A 23,786-nucleotide genomic window follows, 5' to 3' on the forward strand; every position below is an offset into this window, starting at 1 on the left:
TGATGTTTTGCTTCAGGGGCCCGGCCCCGCATTCAGGATCCGTATGTTCACCGGTATTGTTCAAGGCACCGCGAAGATCGCCAAGATCGCGGATCGCGAAGGCCTGCGCACTTTCACGCTGGATTTCCCCCCTGGTTTTTGCGTGGACCTGGCCATCGGCGCCAGCGTGTCCACCGATGGCGTCTGCCTGACCGTCACGGAAATCCTGTCCGAGAACCAGGCGACTTTCGACGTCATGCTGCAAAGCCTGGCCATCACCACCCTGGGCAGCTACCAGGAGGGCGACCGCGCCAACGTCGAGCGGGCCGCCAAGGATGGCGCCGAGATCGGCGGCCATCCCTTGTCCGGGCACGTGGACTTCACCTCTGAAGTGGTGATGGTGAAGTCATCCGACACCAACCGTCTGATGCGCTTCAGCATCCCCGAGGCTTTCCGCAAGTATGTCTTCGCCAAGGGCTATATCGCCATCAACGGCGCCAGCCTGACCGTATCGGAAGTCAATCGCGCCGAGGGCTGGTTCGAGGTCTGGCTGATTCCGGAAACCCGCCGCATGACGGTGTTCGAGGACAAGCAGGTGGGCGATTTCGTCAATATCGAAATCGAACGCAGCACCCAGGTGGTGGTCGATACCGTGCGCGAAACCGTGCAGGAAAGCCTGGGCAGGCTGCAGCCGCTGCTGGAAGCCATCCTGAAGGAAAAGGGCCTGACGCTGGAAGACTTCGTCAGTCCGCAGGGCAAGCTGAAGTAGTGAGCGGGGGCGGGGCAGGCCGCGCCTGGCCCCTCAGCCGGAAAGCCGGGCCGAAGTCAGATCGGTCAGCACGCCATTTTCCAGGACGGCCATCGTCAACCTGTCGACCGTGCCGCGGATTTCGAGTCCGTTGCGGTTGAGTTCGTCGCACAGCGATTTCATCAGTGCGCGATTGGTGGACGACCCCATGGTGATGTGCGGCACATAAGGAATGTCCAGGCGCAAGGTCGGCGCCAGCACCTGGCGGTACAGGGCGTCATGCAGGCGCGACAGCTGGCTGTGGCCTTCATCGGGAACCAGGTACGCATAAGCGTGCGCGGAGTCGGCGCCCAGCATGGCGTAGCGGCATACGAAGTCTATCGGGCCGAGCAGGCCGGCGACTTCTTCGAGGTGCTGCTGGTAGGCCTGTTCGTCGATGCCCGCGCAGCCGAATGCCATGGTGAAGTGCGCTTGCACCAGCGGATGCTGGCCGTCATGCTGGCGTCGGCACTCCTCGATGAACGCGAAGTCCGGCGCGCTGAGGCGCGGATAGGCGAGCGTGTGGAGCTTTTTCATGCCTCCAGTCTGCCACTGCGTCGCGCGAAAGCAAACCCCGCCGGCTGGCGGCGGGGTGGGGGGGCTCAGTCAGAGAACGGCTTGCCTTGCGGACGCACGCGGATGCCGGGCTGCAGCCGGGTCCAGGGCAGGTCGGCCGGGTCGGCCTGCATCGGGCCGGGCGCCTTGGCCACCAGCACTTCGTGGGCGATGGGCTGGAAGTCCGCACGGAAGTGCACGGAACTCTTCACCACCAGTATCGCCATCTCCTCGGGCTGCACGCCGCCGACGCGGAACAGGTTGCGGTCCAGCATCTGCGACTTGGTGGCGCTGACCACCACCCGCACGCCGCCGATCCGCAGGCCGGCCACGGCTTCCAGGTCCACGTCCATGCCGTTCATCATCGGTCCGTCAAAGCGCAGCTTGCCGGGCGACAGGGTTTCGACCACGAATTCGCCTTCGAAAGCCGAATCGCCTGCCACGCCGGATTGGCCGCCCAGGCTCAGCCGGACCTTGCCGCCGACGCCGGCCGCCGTGGCCTGGCGCACCGCCTCGGGGTCGTAGAACAGCCCCAGCGCCGCATTCTGGGCGTCGGCCTGAACCAGCGCACGCAGCATGCCGGTGGTGTTGGCGTCGCCGCCCGCGCCCGGATTGTCCTGCGTGTCGGCGATGACCACCGGGCGCGACGCGCCCGCCGCCAGGGCCTGCGCACGGCGCACGGCCTCGGACGGTTCGAGGAAGTCGGGCGACCATTGCGGCTCCAGTTCCAGCACGCGCTGGTACAGGGTTTCGGTCACGCTTTCGACGGCTGCCGCATCGGTGCCGTAGGCCCAGACCACCGGGCCGCACTCGGGGAAGTCGGCCGCCGGAAAACCCGGCGCGAACGAGATGGAGGTCACGCCGGGCGTCCGCTCCAGGCGTTCCAGCAGTTCGTACACGCCTTGCGAGGGCTGCAGCATCGTGCACATGCCGTTGATGGGAATCAGGAAGGGCAGGCGGCGCTCGCTGCGGTGCCAGTTGCCGCCGGCGGCGATGCGGGCCAACAGCAGGCGCGCCGCGTGCACGCCGGTATCCGCCATGTCCACGTGCGGGTAGGTGCGGAACGCGGCCAGGCCGTCGGCTTCATGCAGCATCTGCGCGGTCACGTTGGCGTGCAGGTCCAGGCTGGCGACTACCGGAACCGTCGGGCCGACGATCTGGCGCATGCGCGCCAGCAGTTCGCCTTCGCCGTCATCGAGGTGCTCGGCCACCATGGCGCCGTGCAGGTCCAGATAGACGGCGTCATAGGCGCCCTTGCGGGCGGCGTCCAGGATTTCGCCGGCGATCCGTTCGTAGGCGTCGCGCGTCACGTGCGCGGACGGGCTGGCGCCGGCCCAGATCACGGTTTCCATGGTGTGGCCCTGGGCGGTCATCGCGTTGATGAAGCCGCCGGCGGGGATGTTGACCTCGCGCAGCGCCAGCATGTCCTTGCCGCGCACCATGGCGGGGAAGCCTTCGCCGCGCACGAAGTTGTCGTAGGCGGCGAGCGACGGCGCGAAGGTGTTGGTTTCGTGCTGGAAGCCAGCAACCAGAATATGCATGATCGTTTCCTGTGAGTTGGACTTCAGGCGCGGGCGGGCGCGGAACGGGGCGGACGGTTCACCAGCAGGAGCAGGGCGCCTGCCACCAGCAAGGCGGAAATCACGTACAGGCCGCCAGCCAGCGTGCCGGTGGCTTCCTTGGACCAGCCGATGATGGACGGGCTGAGGAAGCCGCCGAGCAGGCCGATGCTGTTGATGAGGGCGATGCCGCCGGCTGCTGCCTCTCCTTTGAGGTACTGCGAAGGAATCGCCCAGAATACCGTGTACGAGGCCCACATGAAGCCCGTGGCGAGCGTGATGGCCGTCAGGGATAGCGCGAATTGCGTCGGCGCGGCGGTGGCGATGCAGAGCGACACGCCGGCCAGCAGGGCGGGCACCAGGGTGTGCCAGCGCCGTTCCTGCATGCGGTCCGAGCTGCGCGCGAACCACAGCATGAAGGCGGCCGCCGCGATGTACGGAACGGCGGAATACAGGCCGATTTCCATAGTGTCCTGCACGCCGGCCAGCTTGAGCAGCGTGGGCAGCCAGAAGCTGACGGCATAGATGCCGCAAATCAGGCAGAAGTACGTCAACGCCATGCGGTAGATGGCGGGATCGCGCAGCACCTGCTTGAAGGCATGCTTCTGCTGCGCGCCTCGGGTTTCCAGGTCGGCGGCCAGCAGCGCCTTTTCATCGGCGCTGAGCCACTTGGCCTCGGCGGGCTTGTCGTCCAGGTAGCGGTAGGCGATCACGCCCAGCAGCACGCAGGGCAGGCCTTCCAGCAGGAACATCCATTGCCAGCCGTCCAGGCCGTGCGCGCCCGAGAACGCGGTCATGATCCAGGCGGATACCGGACCGCCGACGATGCCGCCGATGGGGCCGGCCAGCATCACCACCGCCATGACGCCGGCCATGCGCGACTGCGAATACCAGTAGGTCAGGTAGAAGATCATGCCGGGCGCGAAGCCGGCTTCGAACACGCCCAGCATGAAGCGCAGGATGTAGAAGCTCCATTCGCCCTGCACGAACAGCATCGAGGCGGAGGTCAGGCCCCACAGCACCATGATGCGGCTGATGGTGCGGCGCGCGCCGATACGGGTCAGCAACAGGTTGCTGGGCACTTCGAAGATGACGTAGCCCAGGAAGAAGATGCCGGCGCCCAGGCCGTAGACGGCGTCGGAGATGCCGATGTCCTGCTGCATCTGCAGCTTGGCGAAGCCGATGTTGATGCGGTCCAGGTAGGCAAAGACGTAACAGAGCAGCAAGAAGGGCAGCAGGCGCCACGTGATCTTGCGATAGAGCGGGGCCAGGCGCGGGTCCGCGCCCGGCGTGGTCGGATGGGGCATTGCATGTCTCCTCGCGCGGGTCTGGCGCCCGCGGTGGCTGGGGTTGGGCCGGAATCCTCATGGCTTCCGGGCCGCCATATTGGAAGACTGCGGCGTTCCGAACAATGACCAGGGTGATAAATTATCGTTGCCCTATGGGCAACACTCGAATCACTTTCAACTGGCGCGGCCTAGCGCCCCAGGAACGCGGGATATGCAGGAAATCAGCCAGGTCCGCCTGAAGTACTTCAACGAGGTCATGGCCTGCGGCTCGATACGGGGCGCGGCCGACAAGCTGGATACGGCGGCCTCGGTCATCAGCCGGCAGATCCAGCTGCTGGAAAAGGAGCTGGGCGTGCAACTGTTCGAGCGGCGCTCGCGCGGACTGACGCCCACCGAGGCCGCCGACATGCTGCTGGAGTACCACCGCGGCTGCCGCGCCCAGCAGGAACACCTGAACGCGCGCCTGCAGGAATTGCGCGGCATGCAGCGTGGCAACGTGCAGCTGATGATCAGCGAAGGCTTCATCGACGGCTTGATGGAGCACGTGGTCGGACCGTTCTGCATCGAATATCCGCAGATCAACATCAGCGTCAACGTCGGTTCGGTCAACGAGGTGGTCGAGGCGGTGGCTTCGGACGCGGCCCACATCGGGCTGGCCTACAACCCGCCGGTGGACCCGCGGCTGCGCTGCCGCGCCAGCCGCAAGCATCCGGTCTGCCTGCTGGCGGGCCGCGGCCACGCCTTGGCCTCGCGTCCAGGGCCGCTGACCATCGCCGACATCATGCCGTATCCCTTCGCGCTGATGTCCGCGCCCTACGGGCTGCGCCAGGCGGTGGACCTGCTGGAATTCACCGAGCGCATCCACCTGACGCCCAGCCTCACCACCAATTCGCTGCGCGTACTGAAGCAGTACGCAATGACGGGGGCCGGCGTGACGCTGATGCCGAACCTGGGCGTGCATCATGAGCTGGCCAGTGGCGAACTGGTGGCGATTCCGATCGCGCATCCCATCCTGAGCGCGCCCGAATGCCAGGCGCTCCTGCGGCTGGGAAGGCCGCTGTCGTCCGCCGCCAATGAGGTCATGCGGCGCATCGAACAACGCCTGCCGGCGTTCTCGGGCGGCTGAGCGCCAGCGCGTCGGGCCGCGCCCGCTTACAATGGGCGCACTTTCGGAGGTATCACCATGTCGGTCACAACCGATATCAAAATACGCCCCCTGGAGCGTGGCGACCTGCACTTCGTGCACAAGATCAACAATAACGACGTCATCATGCGTTATTGGTTCGAAGAGCCCTACGAGGCCTACGACGAACTGGTCGCCCTGTATGACCGCCACTTGCACGACCAGAACGAGCGGCGCTTCATCATCGAGCACGACACCGGGCAGCCCGCCGGCCTGGTCGAGCTGGTGGAAATCGACTACATCCACCGCCGCGCCGAATTCCAGATCATCATCGCGCCCAGCTATCAGGGCCGGGGCTACGCCAAGGCGGCGACGCGCATCGCGGTGGGCTATGCCTTTCGCGTGCTGAACTTGCACAAGGTCTATCTGGTGGTGGACAAGGACAACACCGCCGCCGTGCACATCTACGAGCGCTGCGGCTTCCAGATCGAAGGGCTGTTGAAGGAAGAGTTCTTTTCCAACGGCGGCTACCGCGACGCCTACCGCATGGCCCTGCTGCAGCACGACCATCTGCGCGACGTGGGGCCTGGCGCACCGGATGCGCCGGTGCTGCGCGACTGGCCGCAGGAAGAGCAGGCGGGCTGAGGCGGGCATGGTTGCCAGCAAAGCGTCGGGCAGAGTTGCCCGGCGCTTGTTCCTTGCCGGCTGGGCGGCTTCAGCCTTCGCGGCCCGAAACGCTTTCCCAGTTCAAGCCGAATCTCAGCAGATATTTGCGCAGGCGGTCAGCATCGTTGACCACGGTGCGTTGCGCGCGCGAGCGGTTGTACAGCTTGCGTCCCGCCTCGGACAGCGAGTCCGATTGCCGGCACACGCCGATGACGGCTTGGAGCTGCAGGCGATCGAACAGGTCGAGGCCATCGGCCGCGTCGGCGGGCAGCAGCGCGTCCAGGCGCGTCCTGTCGCCGTCGCGGTCCGCGGGCGCGCCGCGCTGCCATAGCCAGTTCAGACGCTGGATCTCGGCTTCCACCAGTTCCAGCGGGATCCGGCCGCCGTCCGCCAGCGTCGCCAGCCGCGTGATACTGGCCGACAGGTCGCGGAAGTTGCCGATCCATTTGGCCTCGGACGATCTGGCGAACTTCAGGTAGCGCGTGCGCGCTTCGGCGTTGAACCGGACCACGGCGCCGGTTTCCTCGGCGGACCGCATGAGCAGGTGGTCGACGTTGGGCTCGATGTCCTCGGGCCGCTGCGCCAGTCCGGGCAGGTCATAGGACCACAGGTTGATGCGCGCATACAGGTCTTCGCGGAAGCGCCCCTGCGCCACGTCCACGCGGAGGTCGCGGTGGGTGCCGGCGATCAGCTGGAAGTCGCTGCTGGTCTCGCGGTCGCTGCCCATGGGCAGGAAGCGCTTTTCTTCCACGGCCTTGAGCAGCATGGCCTGCTCGTCCAGGCCGAGTTCGCCGATTTCGTCCAGGAACAGCACGCCCTGGTGGGCCGTGCGCAGCAGGCCAGCCCGGTCCGCGGCCGCGCCGGTGAAAGCGCCTTTCTTGTGGCCGAACAGCGTCGAGGCGGCGCCGTCGCCGCGCAGCGTGGCGCAATTGACCTCGACAAATTCGCCCTGGACCTGGTGACGGGACTTCTTCAATTCGTACATGCGGCGCGCCAGGTGCGACTTGCCCGCGCCGGTGGGGCCGGTCAGCAGGATGGGCGCCTGCGAGCGCACCGCCACCCGTTCTATCTCTTCGATCAGCGTATTGAACGCCTTGTTGCGCGTGGCAATGCCGCTCTTGAGGAATTGCAGCGCGTCCTCGCGCGCCTGGCTGAAGCGGCGGGCCAGCACGTCGTAGCGCGACAGGTCCAGATCGATCAGTGTGTACTTGCCGGGACCTTCGCTCGCCTGCTTCCTGGGCGGCGCGGTCTGCAATAGCACGCCAGGAATGGCGCGCGACTCCACCATCAGGAACATGCAGATCTGCGCGACGTGCGTGCCGGTGGTGATGTGCGCCCAGTACTGCTCGCGCTCCGGATCGAAACGATAGCCGCGCGTCCAGTCGTAGAGCGCCGCGTACATTTCGCCAAAATCCCAGGGATCGGCGAAGTCCATCGGGATCAGGTTCACGATGGTGTCGGGCGACAGGTTGGCGATGTCCTGCTGCATCACCTGGGCCAGCGCCTTGTAGCGCGTCGGATAGAACAGCTCGAGCCGGTGGATCAGCGTGTCTTCGTGCTGGACCAGCGATACCGTGGGCCGCCATTTCGCCCAGCGGCCTGCACCCTGGCCGGCATCCAGCTGGGTGCCGAGGAAGCCGATGACGACGTTCTTCTTTTGCATAGTTTTTTAGATAAATGACTAGCTAATATTCTATATAAATCCTAGAGGCGATGAGATGAGATTTTCTTTCTGCCCGTTTTGGAAATTAATTAATAGTTAAGAATCAATGGCTTGAGAAAAACTTCCGACCGTTCCGGCAAAGTTGGCACGCCCTTTGCATAAGGAGATGCATAGACAACGAATCGCATGCAAGAAGGAGAACGCTCCATGGTCAACACGCAACTCTTCCAATCCCTGCGCGGCGCGCTGCTGCCGGCAGCCTTGGACGCCAATCAGGAACGGGCGCCGGCCTATGAATTCGGCCCGCGCCATCAACTGGCCCAGCTTGCCGTTACCGGCTGCCTGCGCCAGACGTTCTACGCCCAGGCGCAGGATCAGCTGGATCGCGTGCTGGCACTGGCCGCGAGCGTAGATCCGGCCTTCGTGGCCAAGACGGCGATCCATGCCCGCGAATCCGGCTACATGAAGGACATGCCGGCGCTGCTGGCCGCAATCCTGGCCGTGCGCGACCTGAGCCTGCTGGCCCAGGTGTTCCCGCGGGTGGTGGACAACGGCAAGATGCTGCGCAACTTCGTGCAGATCCTGCGCAGCGGGGCCGTGGGCCGCAAGTCGCTGGGCACTCGGCCGAAAAAGCTGGTGCAGCGCTGGTTGCTGCAAGCCACGGAAAAACAGTTGCTGAACGCGGCCGTGGGCAATGCGCCGTCGCTCGCCGACGTGGTGAAGATGGTGCATCCCAAGCCTGCCGAGGCCTGGCGCGCGGCCTGGTTTGCCTGGCTGATCGGCAAGCCCTATGACGAAGCCGCGTTGCCGCCCGCGACGCAGGCGTTTGAGCGCTACAAGCGCGATGCCACGGGCGTGCCGCCGGACGTGCCGTTCCAGATGCTGACCTCGCTCGAGATGGGGCCGGCGCAGTGGGCCCAGGTCGCGCGGGCCGGGTCCTGGCAGATGGTGCGCCAGAACCTGAATACCTTTGCGCGCCACGGGGTGTTCGAACTGCCGGGCATGGCGAAGGCCATTGCCGCCAAGCTGCGCGATCCGCAGGCCGTGGCCCAGGCGCGGGTGTTGCCGTACCAGCTCATGTCGGCCTTCAAGGCGACGGGCGAGGCGGTTCCGGAGGTGGTGCGGGATGCGCTGCAGGACGCGATGGAGCTGGCGATCGCCAACGTGCCCCGCTTCAGCGGTCGTGTGGTCGTGTGTCCCGACGTGTCGGGGTCGATGCAGTCCGCGGTAACGGGCTGGGCCGGGTCGGCGACGTCGGCGGTGCGCTGCATCGACGTGGCGGCCTTGGTGGCGGCCGCCGTGCTGCGCAAGAACGGCCGCGCCCGGGTGCTGCCGTTCGAGTGCGACGTGGTCGATGTGCGGCTGAACCCGCGCGATTCAGTCATGACCAACGCCCAGAAGCTGGCTGAAGTCGGCGGAGGCGGCACCAGCTGCAGCGCGCCGCTGGCTTGCCTGAACCGGGAACGGGCCAAGGTGGACCTGGTGATCCTGGTCTCGGACAACGAGTCCTGGATGGATGCGCGGCGCCAGGGAGCGACCGAAACCATGCGCCAGTGGGAGGCGCTGAAACAGCGCAACCCGCGCGCGCGGCTGGTGTGTATCGATATCCAGCCGCAGGCGACCACGCAGGCGGCGGAGCGTTCCGACATTCTGAACGTGGGCGGTTTTTCCGACGCCGTGTTCGAGATGGTGGCAAGCTTCGCCGAAGGACGGATGGGCGCCGAGCACTGGATCGGCGAGATCGAGGCCGTGTCGCTGGGAGTCCAGTAGGCGGCCAGGCCGCCGCAGGAAATTGATGTACCGATTACGCGCGAATGCCGGCAGGACTACATCGGATGCCACGGGGTTCAAATCCTCAGGCCGGGAAACCGGAGCAGGCTACGTCTTGCCAATCTGGTCGCGCATTGTCTTGCTCCGGAGGAGGTTCCTCCGGGGCGAGTTGGACGAATGCGGGCGGGACTACATTCCAAATTGTCCGTCTCGCCCACGAACTAGTCGTCCGTTGCTCGCCTTATGCAACAGTATTGTTCAATAGAAAAGAAGAAGATCAACATGTCGAATCAGAACTACAACGTCGAGGAAATCGCTGGCGGCGTGCCGGTGAAAATGTGGACCAAGGGCGTGCCCGTCGAAGACGACGCCAAGCGCCAGCTGGCGAACGCCGCCCGTCTGCCCATCGTGTTCAAGCACATCGCGGCCATGCCGGACGTGCACTTGGGCATCGGCGCGACCGTGGGATCGGTGATCCCGACGGTCAAGGCCATCATCCCGGCGGCGGTGGGCGTGGACATCGGCTGCGGCATGATGGCCGCCAAGACCACGCTGCGCGCCGAGGACCTGCCCGACAACCTGGGCCCGCTGCGTGCGGCCATCGAGCAGGCCGTGCCGCACGGCTCGGCGCCGCGCGGACGCCGCGACACGGGCAGCTGGGAGAACCCGCCCGTGTCGGTGGACCAGGTCTGGGCCACGCTGGCAGACGAGTTCGATGCCTTGTGCGAGCTGCATCCGCGCCTGCGCAACACCAACAACCGCAAGCACCTGGGCACGCTGGGCACGGGCAATCACTTCATCGAGGTTTGCCTGGATGAGGCGGGCTTCGTGTGGTTCATGCTGCACTCGGGTTCGCGCGGCGTGGGCAACGCCATCGGCACGCATTTCATCGAGCTGGCCAAGAAGGACGCGCAGCGCCACCAGAGCAATCTGCCGGACGAGAACCTGGCCTACTTCGAGGAAGGCGCGCAGTATTTCGGCCACTATGTGCGCGCGGTGTCGTGGGCGCAGCAGTTCGCGCTGCGCAACCGCGAGGTAATGATGGCCAACCTGATCGCGACGGTGCGCAAGGTCATCGCCAAGCCCTTCGAGTCGCACGTGGAGGCGGTGAACTGCCACCACAACTACGTGCAGCGCGAACGCCACTTCGGCGAGGATGTGTTCGTGACCCGCAAGGGCGCGGTCAGCGCCAAGCGCGGCGAACTGGGCATCATCCCGGGCAGCATGGGGGCGCGCAGCTACATTGTGCGCGGCCTGGGCAACCCGGAGAGCTTCGAGAGCTGCAGCCACGGCGCGGGCCGCGTCATGAGCCGCACCAAGGCAAAGAAGATGTACACGGTGCAAGACCAGGTCCGCGCAACAGAAGGCGTGGAATGCCGCAAGGACGCCAATGTCATCGACGAAATTCCGATGGCCTACAAGGACATCGACGCCGTCATGGCGGCGCAGCGCGACCTGGTGGAAGTGGTGCACACCCTGAAGCAGGTGGTGTGCGTGAAAGGCTGACGGAGCGGGGCGCTGGCCCCATTCCCCAAGGAGAAGAACATGAAGCAGGAAAGCGTCATGAGCGCGCATCCGGTGTCGGACGACATGCGCGCGCTCATCGCCGAGAAACTCGCCGACATCGAGCGCCAGCACCAGGTGACGGTGCTGTACGCCTGCGAGTCGGGCAGCCGGGGCTGGGGTTTCGCCTCGCCCGATAGCGACTACGACGTGCGTTTCGTCTACGTGCACCGGCTGTCCTGGTACCTGACCGTGCTGCCGGGGCGCGACGTCATCGAACAACCCATCAGCGGCGACCTGGACATCAACGGCTGGGACCTGCGCAAGACCCTGGGACTGCTGCGCGATTCCAATCCGACGCTGCTGGAATGGCTGCGTTCGCCCATCGTCTATCGCGCCGTCGAGCCCTGGGCGCCGCGCCTGCGGGCGCTGGCCGAAGAGGAGTTCTCGCTGGTCCGCGGCTATCACCATTACGTGTCCATGGCCCGCAAGAATCTGCGCGAGCATCTGCTGGGCGAGGTCGTGCGCTACAAGAAGTACCTGTACGTGCTGCGGCCGCTGCTGGCGGCGCGCTGGATCAGGGATGGGCGCGGCGCGCCGCCCATGCGCTTCGCCGAGCTGGCGAGCGCGACGCTGACCGACCAGGCGCTGCTCGATGAACTCAACGCCTTGCTGGCGGTGAAGATGCGCGCGGGAGAGGCCGCGACCAGCCCGCGCTGGCCGGGTCTGCATGACTTCATCCTGCGCGAGTTGGAAGCGGCGCAGGCGCACGTTCCGGTTGCGGGCGACAGGCCGGACCTGTCGCGGCTGGACCGGTACCTGCACGATGCCGTCCTGCATTTCGATGCCGGACCCGAGTGAAACAGAATTGGATGTGTATGAAAGTGATAGAAATCGACGGGGCCGCCGGAGAGGGCGGCGGCCAACTCCTGCGGACGTCGCTGGCGCTGTCCATGTGCACGGGCCAGCCTTTCGCCATGACCCGCATCCGGGCAGGGCGGGCCAAGCCCGGGCTGATGCGGCAGCATCTGGGCTGCGTCAACGCCGCGGCCGAGATCAGCGGCGCACGCACGCAGGGCGCGGAATTGAACTCGCAGTCGCTGAGCTTCGCGCCAGGCAAACCGCGGGCGGGTGACTACCGTTTCCATCTGGGCACGGCGGGCAGTTGCGGACTGCTGCTGCAGACGCTGTGGCCGGCCCTGATGATGGCGGACGCGCCCAGCCGCCTGTCGCTGGGCGGCGGCACGCATAACCCGGCCGCGCCGCCATTCCATTTCCTGGCGCGCAGCTATGCGCCCCTGCTGGGGCGGCTCGGCGCGCGGGCGGAACTGAACCTGCGCCGATTGGGCTTCTACCCCGCAGGCGGCGGTGAGATCGACGTCTCGATCTGGCCTGCCGCCGACGCGCTGGAGCCGTTCGACCTGACCGAGCGCGGCGCGCCCGCCGCGCGCTACGCCGAGTGTTATGCGCCAGCCCTGCCGCGCGCGGTCGCGCGGCGTGAACTGGAGCATCTGGGCGAGGCGTTGGGCTGGACCGCGGAGCAGTTGCGCGTCGCGCCCGCGCGCCAGCACGAGGGGCCGGGCAACGCGCTGCTGGCGACGCTGGAGCATGAGCACGTTTGCGAGGTCTACACCCGTTTCGGCGCCAAGGGCGTGGGCGCTGAGCAGGTGGCCCAGGAGCTGGCGCAGGACCTGCGCGGCTATCTGGACAGTGACGCGGCGCTGGGGCCGTACCTGGCGGATCAGTGGGCCTTGCCGCTGGCCCTGGCCGTCTGGCGCCGTGGCCGGCCCGCGCGCTACACCTGCACGGAACTGACCGCGCATGCGCACAGTAACTTCGCGGTCATCCAGCAGTTTTTGCCGGTGAAGTTCGCCGCCGTCCCGCAAGGCGCGGGCTGGCGCGTATCGGTCGAGCCCGCCTAGGGCGGGCTGGTCCTAGTGGGCGGCAGGCGCCGCCCGCAACAGCCGCAAGCCGTTCGCCACCACCAGCAGGCTGGCGCCCACGTCGGCGAACACCGCCATCCACAGCGTGGCGTTGCCGGTCATGGCCAAGGTCAGGAACACGGCCTTGATGCCCAGCGCCAGCGCGATGTTCTGCACCAGCACGCGATGCGTGGCGTGGGACAGGCGCAGGAAGGTGCCGATCTTGCGCAGGTCGTCGTCCATCAGGGCGACGTCGGCCGTTTCGATGGCGGTGCCGGTGCCGGCCGCGCCCATGGCGAAGCCGATGTCGGCGCGGGCCAGGGCGGGGGCGTCGTTGATGCCGTCGCCCACCATGCCGACGCGGCCGCCCGACGCCAGCTTGCTTTCGATGGCGGTCAGCTTGTCTTCGGGCAACTGGTCGCCGCGGGCTTCGTCGATGCCGACCTGTTGCGCGATGGCTTGCGCCGTGGGCGTGTTGTCGCCCGTCAGCATCAGGGTGCGCACGCCCAGGGCGTGCAGGTCCGCGATGGCGGCGGCGCTGGTCGGCTTGACCGTGTCGGCCACGGCGGCCACGGCCAGCACGCGGCTGCCGTCGGTCAGCGCGATGGCGCTCTTGCCCTGGCGTTCCAGTTCATCCAGGCGCGCTTCCAGCTTGGGGCTGGAGACGCCCAGTTCGCGCATCAGGCGGCGGTTGCCCAGCTGGAAGGTCACGCCGTCCAGCGTGGCGCTGACGCCGCGACCGGGCAGGGCGGTGAAGTCCCGCACGTCCAGCAAGGCCGTGCCGGCGTCGCGCGCGGCATTGGCCACGGCCAGCGACACCGGGTGGTCGGAGCGGGCGGCCAGGCTGGCGGCGACCAGCGCGGCCGGTTGGCGGCTTTGGTCGGACACGTCCCAATCCTGGATGTCGGTCTGCACCGGCTTGCCGTGGGTCAGCGTGCCGGTCTTGTCCAGCGCCAGCCATTTCAGGTTGCGGCCTTCTTCGAGATACACGCCGCCCTTGACCAGGATGCCGCGGCGCGAGGCCGCGGTCAGGCCGCTGACGATGCTGACCGGGGTGGAAATGACCAGCGCGCAGGGGCAGGCGATGATCAACAGCGCCAGGGCGCGGTAGATCGCGTCGAACCAGGGCTGGCTCCAGAACAGCGGGGGCAGCACCGCCACCAGCACCGCGATGCCCACCACGGTCGGCGTATAGATGCGCGAGAAGCGGTCGATGAAGCGCTGGGTCGGCGCGCGCGCGCCTTGCGCCTGTTCGACGGCGTGGATGATGCGCGCCAGCGTGGTGTTGCCCGCCGCTGCGGTGACGCGGTATTCGAAGGAGCCGGCGGCGTTCACGGTAGCCGCGTAGACCGGGTCGTTCTGTGTCTTTTCCACCGGCAGGCTTTCACCGGTGATGGGGGACTGGTCCACCGCCGAGCTGCCGCTGACGATGATGCCATCGGCCGCGATGCGTTCGCCCGGGCGCACCCGCACGATGTCGCCCACCTGCAATTTGGCGGCGGGCACTTCCAGCCAGTCGCCATTGGCCTGGCGCACGGTGGCGGTTTCCGGCGCCAGGTCGAGCAGGCCGCGGATGGCGTTGCGCGCCCGGTCCAGGGAGCGGGCTTCGATCAGTTCGGCCACGTTGAACAGGAACATCACCATGGCCGCTTCGGGCCATTGGCCGATCAGCACGGCGCCGGTGACGGCGATGCTCATCAGGGCATTGATGTTGAGGTTGCCGTTGCGCACGGCGATCCAGCCCTTGCGGTAGGTGCTGACGCCGCAGGCCAGGATGGCGGCCACGGCCAGGGCCGCGGTGACGCCCAGCGGCCAGCCGGCGAAATGCGACAGTTCCGACAGCGCCGCCAGGACGCCGGAGCCGCCGATCAGCCACCAGTTCACCGGCTTGGCCGCGGGGGCGGGTGTGCCGGGGGCGTTGTCGGCCAGGGGCTCGGGCGTCATGTCCAGCGACTTGATGGCGGCCATGACGCGGTCCAGCGCGCCTTCGGCATGCACCACCGTCAGGACGCGCTGCATCAGGTTGAAGTCCAACGCGTGCACGTCGGCCATGTTGTCGAGCTTCTTGCGGATCAGCGTTTCCTCGGTGGGGCAGTCCATCTGTCCGATGCGCAGGCGCGCCAGCGACTGGCCGGGGCCGGCGGTAAGCGCGGCCGCGCCGGCGCCCGAGACGCTGAAGGGCTGGCCGTCGCCGTGGCCGCAGCAGGCGTCGCCGCCGTGGTCGTGCTTGTGGCTGTGGTCGTGCTTGCGACCGTGGGCGTGATCGTGGCCGGCGTGGTCGTGGCTGTGATCGTGGCCCGCGTGGCTGTGATCGTGGCCCGCGTGGCTGTGATCCGCGTGATCATGCCCCGCATGATCGTGTCCGGCATGCGCCTGGGCGTTCTTGGCGGGAGCGTCGCATGCGTCATGCGCGCAGCAGGCGCCGCCTTGCCCGGCGGGCATATGTTCGTGTTTTTTGACCGGAGGTAAAGACATCGTCCTCTGCCTTGAAATAAGCTGGTGACGCTATTCCACACCTTGGAGTTACTATAGGGTCAACCCCCTATATCAATCGGATGCGATCCGGGAGGCAGCGATGCGTATCGGCGAATTGGCCACGGCGGCCGGGACCACGGTCGAGACCGTCAGGTATTACGAGAAAGAAGGGCTGTTGCCGGCCCCGGAACGGGGGCTGAACAATTACCGCAGCTACGGCCAGCCCCATCTGGAGCGGCTGCGGCTGATTCGCAATTGCCGGGCGCTGGACATGACGCAGGACGAGATCCGCGCCATTCTGTCGCTGGCGGACAACCATCAAAGCGGTTGCGGCCCCATCAATGAACTGTTCGACGAGCACATCTCCCACGTGGACGAGCGCATCGCCGAGCTGACCCAGCTCAAGACCCAGCTCACCGAACTGCGCCAGCGCTGCCTGTCGGCCCGGCCCGACACGGAAGACTGCGGCATCCTGCATGGCCTGAGCGAAATGCAGGTCGAAGAGCGCCAGGAACGCCACACCCACCTGGGCTGACACCGGCCCTGCAAAGGGCGGCATCACGGAATACAGGCCTGATGGCCTAGGGAAAACCCGCCGCGCAAAAAGCGCGGCGGCGTCTTGTTGCGCCCAAAATCAACATGTAAGATGTCCAACATCCAACAAATAATGACAAGGCGGCGCGGTTCACCCCCCCAGCGACGCCGAACAGAGAGGCAGACAAGCATGGATTCCAAGCCCTTGGGCCGATTCACCGTCCTGGACCTGACGCGAGTGCGCTCGGGACCCGCCGCCGTGCGCCAGTTCGCGGACTGGGGCGCCACCGTCATCAAGATCGAAGAGCCGGGTGACGAGCAGGACGACAAGCCGGGCGGTTCCGCCCAGTTCGCCGACTACCAGAACACCCACCGCAACAAGCGCAGCGTCACGCTGAATCTGAAGCACCCGCAGGGCCGGGCGCTGTTCCTGGACCTGGTGCGCCAGGCCGACGTGGTGGTGGAAAACTACCGGCCCAACGTCAAGTTCAAGTTGGGCATCGACTACGAGACGTTGCGCCAGGTGAACCCGCGCATCGTCTACGCCAGCGTGTCCGGCTTCGGGCAGGACGGCCCCTACGCCGGACGGCCAGGGCTGGACCAGATCGCACAGGGCATAGGCGGGCTGATGTCGGTGACGGGCGAGCCCGGCCGTGGCCCCATGCGGGCCGGGATCCCGGTGGCGGACCTGACTTCCGGCCTGTTCTGCGCCATCGGCATCTTCATCGCGCTGCTGGAGCGCGAGGTGTCGGGGCAGGGGCAGTGGGTGCAGACCTCGTTGCTGCAATCGCAGGTCTGGATGATGGATTTCCAGGCGATGCGCTGGCTGATGAACGGCGAGGTGCCGGGCCAGAGCGGCAACGACCATCCCACCAGCAGCCCGACCGGCGTGTTTCCCACCAGTGACGGCTATATGAACATCGCGGCCATGGGCAACGATATCTATGCGCGCCTGTGCCGCGTGCTGGAACTGCCGGAACTGATCGAGGACGAGCGCTTCCTGACCGTGCCGCTGCGGGCGCGCAACCGTCCGGCGCTGAACGCGGCCATCGGCGCGCGCACCGCGACCCGACGCACCGCCGAATGGATCGCGTTGATGAACAAGGAAGGCGTGCCTTGCGGTCCGATCCTGGGCATGGACCAGACCTTCGAGGATCCGCAGGTGCGCCACCTGGGACTCAGCCGCGAGATTCGCCATCCCGCGCTGGGGCCGATCTCGGTGGTGGGGCAGCCGATGATCCTGAGCCGCTCGAGCGCTGGGGAAATGGCGCCCGCGCCCGAGCGCGGCCAGCACAATGGCGACGTCTACGGCGGCATGCTGGGCTTGGCGCCCGCCGACTTGCAGCAGCTGGCCCGCGAAGGCGTCATTTAAGGGATCCGTCCAGGCACCGAGCATAAAATCGCCGCCAAGGCCGCCCGCGTATCCGGCGGCCCAGACGGAGACAGCCCCCATGAACGCACCATCCACCGCCGCCGACCAGGTCTTTTCCAGCCTGGGACGCCCCGACAACCTGCCGGACGAGATCGCTTCGCAGATCCGCCAGAAGATCGTGGCGCGCGAATTCGAGCCCGGCCAGCGCCTGCCCACGGAGTTCGAGCTGGCGCAGATGTTCGCCGTCAGCCGCAATGTGGTGCGCGAGGCGATCGCGCGGCTGAAGCTGTCGGGATATGTGGATACGCGGCGCGGCGTGGGCTCCTTCGTGGCGCAGGACGTGGGCACGCGCAATTTCGAGATCGCGCCCGAAGACCTGCTGCAGCCCGAGCCGCTGGCGCACATCTTCCAACTGCGCGTGGAGCTGGAATCCGGCGCGGCCGCGCAGGCGGCCTTGCACCGCACCCCCGAACAGATCGAAACCCTGCGCCAGGCCCTGCAACGGGTAGACGCGGCTGGCAACGACTGGCAGGCCGGCGCCGACCACGCGCTGGACTTCCACATGGCCGTGGGCGAGGCTACCAACAACCCTTACTTCGTGCGCCTGTTGGCGCACCTGCGCCACGTGTTCCGCGGCGCCGTGCGCACGCTGCGCTACACCAGCGCGGGCACCGAGCGCGTGCCGGAAATCGAACGCGAACATCACCGCATCTTCGATGCCATCGTGGCTGGCGACAGCGAGGCCGCGCGCCTTGCCATGCGCGCCCACCTGACCAATGGCATTCAACGGCACCAGACAGTCATACAAGGAAAGCAACCGTGACCATACAACGCATCCTGCAGGGCGATATCACCGACAGCATCGTGGCCGAAAAGCGCGGCGCGGTGGGCTGGCTGACCTTCAACGATCCGCAGCGGCACAACGCCGTGTCGTTCGCCATGTGGGAGGCGGTGCCGGTGGTGCTGGAAGCCTTCCGCCAGGACCCGGAGATCCGGGCGGTGGTGCTGCAGGGCGCGGGCGGCAAGGCCTTCGTCAGCGGCGCCAACATCTCGCAGTTCGACAAGCTGCGCAGCGGCGAAGACGCCGTGGTGGAATACGAACGCGTGGCCGAAACCGCGCAGCTGGCGCTGTACGACTACGACAAGCCCACGATTGCGTACATCCAGGGCTATTGCATCGGCGGCGGCCTGAACATCGCCCTGTGCTGCGACATCCGCATCGCCTCGGCCAACAGCAGCTTCGCCATTCCCGCCGGCAAGCTGGGCCTGGGCTACCGCCTGACCGCGATCCGCAACCTGGTGACGGCGGTCGGTCCGGCCAACGCGTTGGAGATCTTCCTTACGGCGGCGCGCTACGACGCCCATCAGGCCAAGGAACTGGGCCTGATCCGCAGGGTGGCCCCGGCGGACGAACTGCCGCAGGTGCTGGAGACCATGCTGGCGCAGATCCAGGCCAACGCGCCGCTGACGCTGCGCGCCGGCAAGAAGATGATCCGGCAGCTCCAGCAGCTGGGGCCGGAGGTCGACGTGGAAGGCATGCGCCGCCTGGTGCTGGAGTGTTTCGAAAGCAATGACTACCGCGAAGGCCGCAAGGCGTTCGCGGAAAAGAGAGCGCCGGTGTTCACCGGCACCTGATCTCCGGCCGCGGGCCGGATTCCCTACGCGGCTTGCAGGTCCGCGCCGTCGCCGGCGCGGCCCGGGGGAGGCTTGCGTCCTGAATCCGCCGCGGACCGGATCAACCCGGCCACCGATCCCACCGGGGACGGCCAGGCCATAGACCGCGCAGCAGAAGCGCGGCGACGAGGAGACAGACATGAAAGCGGTTCATCTGAGGGCAGGCCTGGCGGGTTTGGCGGCGTGGCTGTGCGCGGCGCCGCTGCACGCGCAGGGGGCGTACCCTAGCCAGCCGGTGCGCATCGTGGTGGGCTACGCCGCCGGCGGCACCACGGACATCCTGGCGCGGGCGCTGGGCGAGCAGTTGAGCAAGGAGCTCAAGCAGCCCGTCATCATCGAAAACAAGGCCGGCGCCGCCGGCAACATCGCCGCGGCCTCCGTGCAGCAGGCCGCGCCCGATGGCTACACCTTGTTCATGGCCACCGTGTCCAGCCATGGCATCAATCCGGTCGTGTACAAGAAGTCGCTGGGCTACGACCCGGTGGGCGGCTTCACGCCGGTCAGCATGATCGCGTCCATCCCGCTGGTGCTGGTCGCCAATCCCAAGCTGCCGGTCGCCTCGGTGGCCGATCTGGTCAAGCTGGCGCGCGAGAAGCCGGGCGACCTGAACTATTCCTCCAGCGGCAATGGCTCGCCGGTGCACGTGGCTGGCGCCATGTTCGCCTCGGAGGCCAAGGTGCAGATCCAGCACGTGCCGTACCGGGGCGGGTCGCTGGCCAATTCCTCGGTCATGAGCGGCGAGACCCAGTTCAGCTTCGCCACCTTGCCGGCGGCCTTGCCGCAGGTTCGCGCGGGCGCCTTGCGCGCCCTGGCCGTGACCACGCGTGACCGTTCGGCAGAACTGCCCGACGTGCCGACGGTGGCCGAGGACCCGATGTTCAAGGGCTACGAGATCAACACCTGGAATGCGTTGATGGCCCCCAAGGGCACGCCCGACGCGGTGGTGGCGGTGCTGAACCAGGCGGTGGCGCGCTCGCTGGCGGTGCCGGCCCTGCAGACCCGTTTCAAAGGCGAGGGCGCCACGCCCGGCGCCAGCAGCCCGGCCGAGCTGGGCCAGTTCGTCAACGCGGAGCTGGCGCGCTGGGCGGGCGTCATCAAAGAGGTCGGCATCCAGATCGAATGACCTCTGGCGGTCCGGGGGGATGACGGCCTGCGGCGGCGGAGTGGCGTAATATGAATTGTGTTTCTTTCTCATTGACGCCTGATCCGATGACCACTAGCCAGAACGCCACCCCGACCGCCACCCCGTTGCACGCCCTGAATACGCGCCGTTCCTTCAAGTTCCTCCGCGCCCCGGCGCCCAAGCCCGAGGAACTCGAACAGATCCTGCAGGCGGCCATGTCGGCGCCCGACCATGGCGCCTTGCGCCCGTGGCGTTTCGTGGTGATCCAGGGCGAGGCCATCGGCAAGCTGGCCGATCTGGCGCTGGACGCCGTCAAGCGCAGCGGCGATCCGCGCATGACGCCGGAAAAGGAAAAGTCGGTGCGCGAATGGATGGCCGGCGTGCCGCTCTTCGTCGCGGTGGCGCAGAAGATCGCGCACGACAACACCAAGATTCCGGAGCAGGAACAGCTGCTGGCCACCGGCGCCGCCACCATGAACCTGCTGAACGCCGTGCACATGCTGGGCTACGGCGCGTTCTGGAGCACCGGTATCGGCACCTACGTCGAAGACGTGCAGAACGCGCTGGGCCTGGACGCGCTGGACTACCGTTTCCTGGGCTTCTTGGCCATTGGCACGCCGGCTTGCGCGGTGCCGCCGGCCAACCGCCCGGACTACCGGGAATTCGTCACGGAGTGGACCGGTCCGGTCTGAGTCCGCTGTGTTTCTCCCTGGCTGCCCGAGACGGGCGTACGCTGAAGCAGCAGCGAAGCCAGGGCAGAGACGATGCTGAGCAGCCCCGCGATCAGGAATGCCGCGTGATACCCGGCCAGTTCAGCCACTTGCGGTATTTCGCCGCCGGCCAGGTGAGCCGTCGTCACGCCATGGGCCACAGAAGCCAGAATGGCAATGCCGACGGCGCCGCCCAATTGGCGTGAGGTGTTTTGCAGACCTGCCGCCAATCCAGAATCCTGGCGGGGTACCCCGGCCAGCACGGCCTGGGTCGCGCTCATCATCACCAGGCCGTTACCTGCGCCGACCAGCAGGGTTGGTAGCAGAAGTTCGGTCGCATGCACTGGATGCATGGGCAGCCAATAGAGCCAGATCAACCCGCCCGCAGCGATCAAGCCGCCGATCAATGGCAAGCGGGTGAAACCGGCATCGCGCAAAGAGCGGGAAGCCATTGCCGCGATTGCCAGGGCGAGGGCCATCGGCAACAGTGCCAAGCCTGTTTCCAGCGCGTTGCGTCCATCAATGCGCTGCAGCGCCAAAGACAGGAAGAACGCCGAGGCCGTGAGAATTGCGCCTAGCCCCGAGACCATGACCATCCCGATGGGAACATTGCGCAATCGGAAGATGCCGAATCGGACCAGCGGCTGCTTGGCGCGAAATTCCCGGAACACGAACGCCAGGAACATGATCAGTGCAAAAACCATTGCATTGAATACGAGCTTGTCGCTCCAGCCTGCATGAGCCGATTGCGATATGGCGTACAGAAATGATGCCAAGGACAGCGTCACCGTGATGGCTCCCGGTATGTCCAGCTTGGCCCTTGGCGTATCCGGATGCAGCGGACTCAGGCTGAGCATGACCGCTGCGAACAGAATCAGGCCCAGCGGCACATTGACGAACATGACCCAGCGCCAATCGACCAGACTGGTCAGTACGCCGCCGATCACCACGCCGAAAGCAGAGCCCATCGCGGCACACGCTGCCCAACAACCAATCGCGCGATCCTGGCCGGCTCCAGGGGGATGAGCAGCCACGATCACAGCCAGCGGCGATGTTGCCAGCGCTGCGGCGCCAAATCCTTGCACTGCGCGAGCAACCAGCAGGATCGCTCCTGATTGCGCCAAGCCACCCATCAGGCTGGCGCCGGTGAACAACGCCAATCCCCATAGCAACACGTTTCGCCGGCCATAGATGTCGCTGGCGCGAGCCGCCAGCAGCATGAAGCCACCCAGCAGCAAAAGATAGATATCGACCACCCATTGAAGCTGTACCGCAGATAGCCCCAGGTCGTCCCGCATCGCCGGGAGCGCGACACTCACGATGGCGCCATCCATCACGACCATGAAGGCGCACAGGCAGGCGACCAGGGTGGCAACCCAAGTTGAAATTCCATCGCGTAAAAGCGGTGGGGGCATGACTGGCGTAGAGGTGGAAGACATGTGTACCTGATCCCGAATGAAGAATGGTCAATCTATCGTTGTGAAACCTGCAGATAGGCCATTGTGGTTGGCGGGAGGTAAACTGATATAACGGCAAATGGACTAAAAATAGTGAAAAATGGCCAATACGCCCGAACCGGCCCGACCCTCTTCAACCGTTGATCTCAGCGAGTGGCTCGAAGGACCTTTCCTTATCGCGCTAAGAGGCAATGACAAGCCCGACAATGAATTCCAGCTCGGGACGCGGGAGTACGACTGGCATCAGCATGCGAGAGGCCAGGTCTTCTGTGTCGAAGCGGGGATGATTCAGGTCAGGACACAGCATGGCTCGTGGCTGCTGCCCCCGCACCGTGCAGGCTGGATACCGCCGAACATTCCGCATCAGGTGCGGGTAAGTGGCGCGCTGACGGGCTGGAGCCTGCTGATCACTCCTCATGGAGGAAGACGGCTACCGAAACAGCCGTGCGTCATCGGCATTTCGGAGGTCTTGCATGCTCTGGTGCGGCGTGCCGAGAATTGGGATAAGCATGCGCTGCTGGCGCCGGAGCAGGTTCGCATCGCCGCGGTCATCCTCGACGAAATCCGCCGAGCGCCGCATGAGTCGCTTCACATCCCCATGCCTTCCGACCCGCGGCTGGCCCGTGTGGCGCAGGCGATTCTGGAAAACCCTGGCAATCCGCGCACATTGGAGGACTGGGCGCAGTGGGGAGCCATGTCGGCCCGAACCTTGAGGCGGCTGATCCTGTCGGAAACAGGCTTGAGCTTCGCCCAATGGCGCCAGCAGGCGCAATTGGGACATGCGCTGGAAATGCTGGCGCGCGGTGCGTCAGTAACGGATGTTTCCGATCAATTGGGTTACGCCTCGCCAAGCAACTTCATTGCCATGTTCCGCCGCGCCTTCGGAGATTCGCCCGCGCATTACTTCTTGACCAAAAAAGGAAGCTAGAGATGGCAATGTCCTTCGCGGACTACGCCACTGACCGCCGCGTGGCTTCAGGGCTAGTCATCGCGGTGCATTCATACTGCCCTTGGTCGACAATGCGAGGAAGACCGGCAATCGCAAGAACCAAGCCTGACCCATGGCCCCGCATGGCCTGTTTTGCTGTTGCGCGCGCAAGGAAAAACCGGGCGGCGGCAATTCTTCATGGGCGGCTTGCCTGGCGCCGGTCCCCGAACGGCCGGAAGGCCAGGCGCACGAGCCGCTCCAGGCTCCAGCCCGCGAAGTAGAAGAGGGCCAGCGTGGGCAGTCCGATCAGCAGGTAGCCGCCGACCCAGGACAGGCCTTCCAGCAAACGGTCCAAGTTCAGTTCATGCAGTAGCGCCAGTTGCAGCGCCAGCGGCAATTGCAGCAGCACGAAACGCCCCTTGTCGTCGCCGCCGGCCGACAGCGCGGCGGCAACGCAGAGGATGACGATGGCGAGGTACAGCGCGGCGAACACGATGCCGGTCCAGCTGAACCATTTCGAGGCGGTCGATCGGGGCACGTCGGTTTCCAGCGGATCAGGGACAGGCAGTATATGACGTCGCCGGCCGCCGCCACCGCGACCCCGCCAGCGCCGCATGGCCCGCGACCGGCGCGGGCAACGAGGCCCGGCGCGGCCCCTGTTTCGGGGCTGCGCCCTGTGCTACTCTGGCTGCCGGTC

Annotated in this window: 21 protein-coding genes; 14 read left to right on the plus strand and 7 right to left on the minus strand. The window is 66.3% G+C overall.

Going from position 1 to position 23,786, the window contains the following annotated elements:
• Nucleotides 1–43 precede the first annotated feature (43 nt).
• Nucleotides 44–748, plus strand: coding sequence for a riboflavin synthase (locus tag ACM1PE_RS09150; protein ID WP_059374277.1), 705 nt, complete (start codon nt 44–46; stop codon nt 746–748).
• Nucleotides 749–781: 33 nt separating this feature from the next.
• Here ACM1PE_RS09150 and ACM1PE_RS09155 read toward each other — a convergent pair whose 3' ends face one another.
• From ACM1PE_RS09155 to ACM1PE_RS09165, 3 genes are all read right to left on the minus strand, one after another.
• Nucleotides 782–1,303: a 2'-5' RNA ligase family protein gene (locus ACM1PE_RS09155; RefSeq protein ID WP_419343048.1), complete on the minus strand. Its 522-nt coding sequence runs from the start codon at nt 1,301–1,303 to the stop codon at nt 782–784.
• Nucleotides 1,304–1,368: 65 nt separating this feature from the next.
• Complete coding sequence (locus ACM1PE_RS09160) at nt 1,369–2,862, minus strand: M81 family metallopeptidase (protein ID WP_280014784.1); 1,494 nt, start codon at nt 2,860–2,862, stop codon at nt 1,369–1,371.
• Nucleotides 2,863–2,885: 23 nt separating this feature from the next.
• Entirely contained in the window at nt 2,886–4,187 is a 1,302-nt protein-coding gene (locus ACM1PE_RS09165) for an MFS transporter (RefSeq protein WP_118933024.1), read from the minus strand.
• Between the two features lie 193 nt (nt 4,188–4,380).
• On the opposite strand from ACM1PE_RS09165, the gene ACM1PE_RS09170 reads away from it, so the two are divergent.
• Complete coding sequence (locus ACM1PE_RS09170) at nt 4,381–5,295, plus strand: LysR family transcriptional regulator (protein WP_251880631.1); 915 nt, start codon at nt 4,381–4,383, stop codon at nt 5,293–5,295.
• A 57-nt stretch (nt 5,296–5,352) separates the two neighbouring features.
• Nucleotides 5,353–5,937: a spermidine N1-acetyltransferase gene (speG, locus tag ACM1PE_RS09175; protein ID WP_013393257.1), complete on the plus strand. Its 585-nt coding sequence runs from the start codon at nt 5,353–5,355 to the stop codon at nt 5,935–5,937.
• 70 nt (nt 5,938–6,007) lie between these two features.
• On the opposite strand, the gene rtcR is transcribed toward speG, so the two are convergent.
• The gene (gene rtcR, locus ACM1PE_RS09180) at nt 6,008–7,621 is read right to left on the minus strand and encodes an RNA repair transcriptional activator RtcR (RefSeq protein WP_419343049.1); all 1,614 of its coding nucleotides are present in this window, start codon (nt 7,619–7,621) and stop codon (nt 6,008–6,010) included.
• A gap of 207 nt (nt 7,622–7,828) precedes the next feature.
• Here rtcR and ACM1PE_RS09185 point away from each other — a divergent pair, with 207 nt between their 5' ends.
• The 4 genes from ACM1PE_RS09185 (at nt 7,829) to rtcA (ending at nt 12,816) form a co-directional block, all read left to right on the plus strand.
• On the plus strand, nt 7,829–9,391 hold the full coding sequence (locus tag ACM1PE_RS09185; RefSeq protein WP_419343050.1) for a vWA domain-containing protein: 1,563 nt from the start codon (nt 7,829–7,831) through the stop codon (nt 9,389–9,391).
• 282 nt (nt 9,392–9,673) lie between these two features.
• On the plus strand, nt 9,674–10,897 hold the full coding sequence (locus ACM1PE_RS09190) for an RtcB family protein (protein WP_059374487.1): 1,224 nt from the start codon (nt 9,674–9,676) through the stop codon (nt 10,895–10,897).
• Nucleotides 10,898–10,936: 39 nt separating this feature from the next.
• Complete coding sequence (locus ACM1PE_RS09195; RefSeq protein ID WP_306632902.1) at nt 10,937–11,755, plus strand: nucleotidyltransferase domain-containing protein; 819 nt, start codon at nt 10,937–10,939, stop codon at nt 11,753–11,755.
• Nucleotides 11,756–11,772: 17 nt separating this feature from the next.
• Nucleotides 11,773–12,816: an RNA 3'-terminal phosphate cyclase gene (gene rtcA, locus ACM1PE_RS09200; protein ID WP_118933028.1), complete on the plus strand. Its 1,044-nt coding sequence runs from the start codon at nt 11,773–11,775 to the stop codon at nt 12,814–12,816.
• A gap of 12 nt (nt 12,817–12,828) precedes the next feature.
• On the opposite strand, the gene ACM1PE_RS09205 is transcribed toward rtcA, so the two are convergent.
• The gene (locus tag ACM1PE_RS09205) at nt 12,829–15,258 is read right to left on the minus strand and encodes a heavy metal translocating P-type ATPase (RefSeq protein ID WP_419343051.1); all 2,430 of its coding nucleotides are present in this window, start codon (nt 15,256–15,258) and stop codon (nt 12,829–12,831) included.
• Nucleotides 15,259–15,391: 133 nt separating this feature from the next.
• On the opposite strand from ACM1PE_RS09205, the gene cadR reads away from it, so the two are divergent.
• The 6 genes from cadR (at nt 15,392) to ACM1PE_RS09235 (ending at nt 20,686) form a co-directional block, all read left to right on the plus strand.
• Complete coding sequence (gene cadR / locus ACM1PE_RS09210; protein ID WP_054456564.1) at nt 15,392–15,826, plus strand: Cd(II)/Pb(II)-responsive transcriptional regulator; 435 nt, start codon at nt 15,392–15,394, stop codon at nt 15,824–15,826.
• Between the two features lie 189 nt (nt 15,827–16,015).
• Entirely contained in the window at nt 16,016–17,197 is a 1,182-nt protein-coding gene (locus ACM1PE_RS09215) for a CaiB/BaiF CoA transferase family protein (protein WP_059374286.1), read from the plus strand.
• 79 nt (nt 17,198–17,276) lie between these two features.
• Nucleotides 17,277–18,020: a FadR/GntR family transcriptional regulator gene (locus ACM1PE_RS09220; RefSeq protein ID WP_251880625.1), complete on the plus strand. Its 744-nt coding sequence runs from the start codon at nt 17,277–17,279 to the stop codon at nt 18,018–18,020.
• Nucleotides 18,017–18,832 carry an enoyl-CoA hydratase gene (locus ACM1PE_RS09225; RefSeq protein ID WP_419343053.1) on the plus strand — a complete coding sequence of 272 codons (816 nt, stop codon included), beginning with the start codon at nt 18,017–18,019 and terminating at the stop codon, nt 18,830–18,832. The genes ACM1PE_RS09220 and ACM1PE_RS09225 overlap by 4 nt, the downstream gene beginning before the upstream one ends.
• 178 nt (nt 18,833–19,010) lie before the next feature.
• The gene (locus ACM1PE_RS09230) at nt 19,011–19,994 is read left to right on the plus strand and encodes a Bug family tripartite tricarboxylate transporter substrate binding protein (RefSeq protein WP_118933033.1); all 984 of its coding nucleotides are present in this window, start codon (nt 19,011–19,013) and stop codon (nt 19,992–19,994) included.
• A gap of 86 nt (nt 19,995–20,080) precedes the next feature.
• Nucleotides 20,081–20,686: a nitroreductase family protein gene (locus ACM1PE_RS09235; RefSeq protein WP_251880623.1), complete on the plus strand. Its 606-nt coding sequence runs from the start codon at nt 20,081–20,083 to the stop codon at nt 20,684–20,686.
• On the opposite strand, the gene ACM1PE_RS09240 is transcribed toward ACM1PE_RS09235, so the two are convergent.
• Nucleotides 20,647–22,143 (minus strand): MFS transporter, encoded by a 1,497-nt coding sequence (locus ACM1PE_RS09240; RefSeq protein ID WP_419343054.1) that lies wholly within the window; start codon nt 22,141–22,143, stop codon nt 20,647–20,649. The two genes, ACM1PE_RS09235 and ACM1PE_RS09240, sit on opposite strands and share 40 nt — an antisense overlap.
• 118 nt (nt 22,144–22,261) lie before the next feature.
• Here ACM1PE_RS09240 and ACM1PE_RS09245 point away from each other — a divergent pair, with 118 nt between their 5' ends.
• The gene (locus ACM1PE_RS09245; RefSeq protein WP_419343055.1) at nt 22,262–23,089 is read left to right on the plus strand and encodes an AraC family transcriptional regulator; all 828 of its coding nucleotides are present in this window, start codon (nt 22,262–22,264) and stop codon (nt 23,087–23,089) included.
• Nucleotides 23,090–23,285: 196 nt separating this feature from the next.
• On the opposite strand, the gene ACM1PE_RS09250 is transcribed toward ACM1PE_RS09245, so the two are convergent.
• Nucleotides 23,286–23,627, minus strand: a complete 342-nt coding sequence (locus tag ACM1PE_RS09250; protein WP_419343056.1) for a hypothetical protein — start codon at nt 23,625–23,627, stop codon at nt 23,286–23,288.
• Between the last annotated feature and the right edge of the window lie 159 nt (nt 23,628–23,786).

The sequence above is a fragment of the Achromobacter sp. PD1 genome, from assembly GCF_048541815.1.
Lineage (GTDB): Bacteria > Pseudomonadota > Gammaproteobacteria > Burkholderiales > Burkholderiaceae_B > Achromobacter > Achromobacter bronchisepticus_A.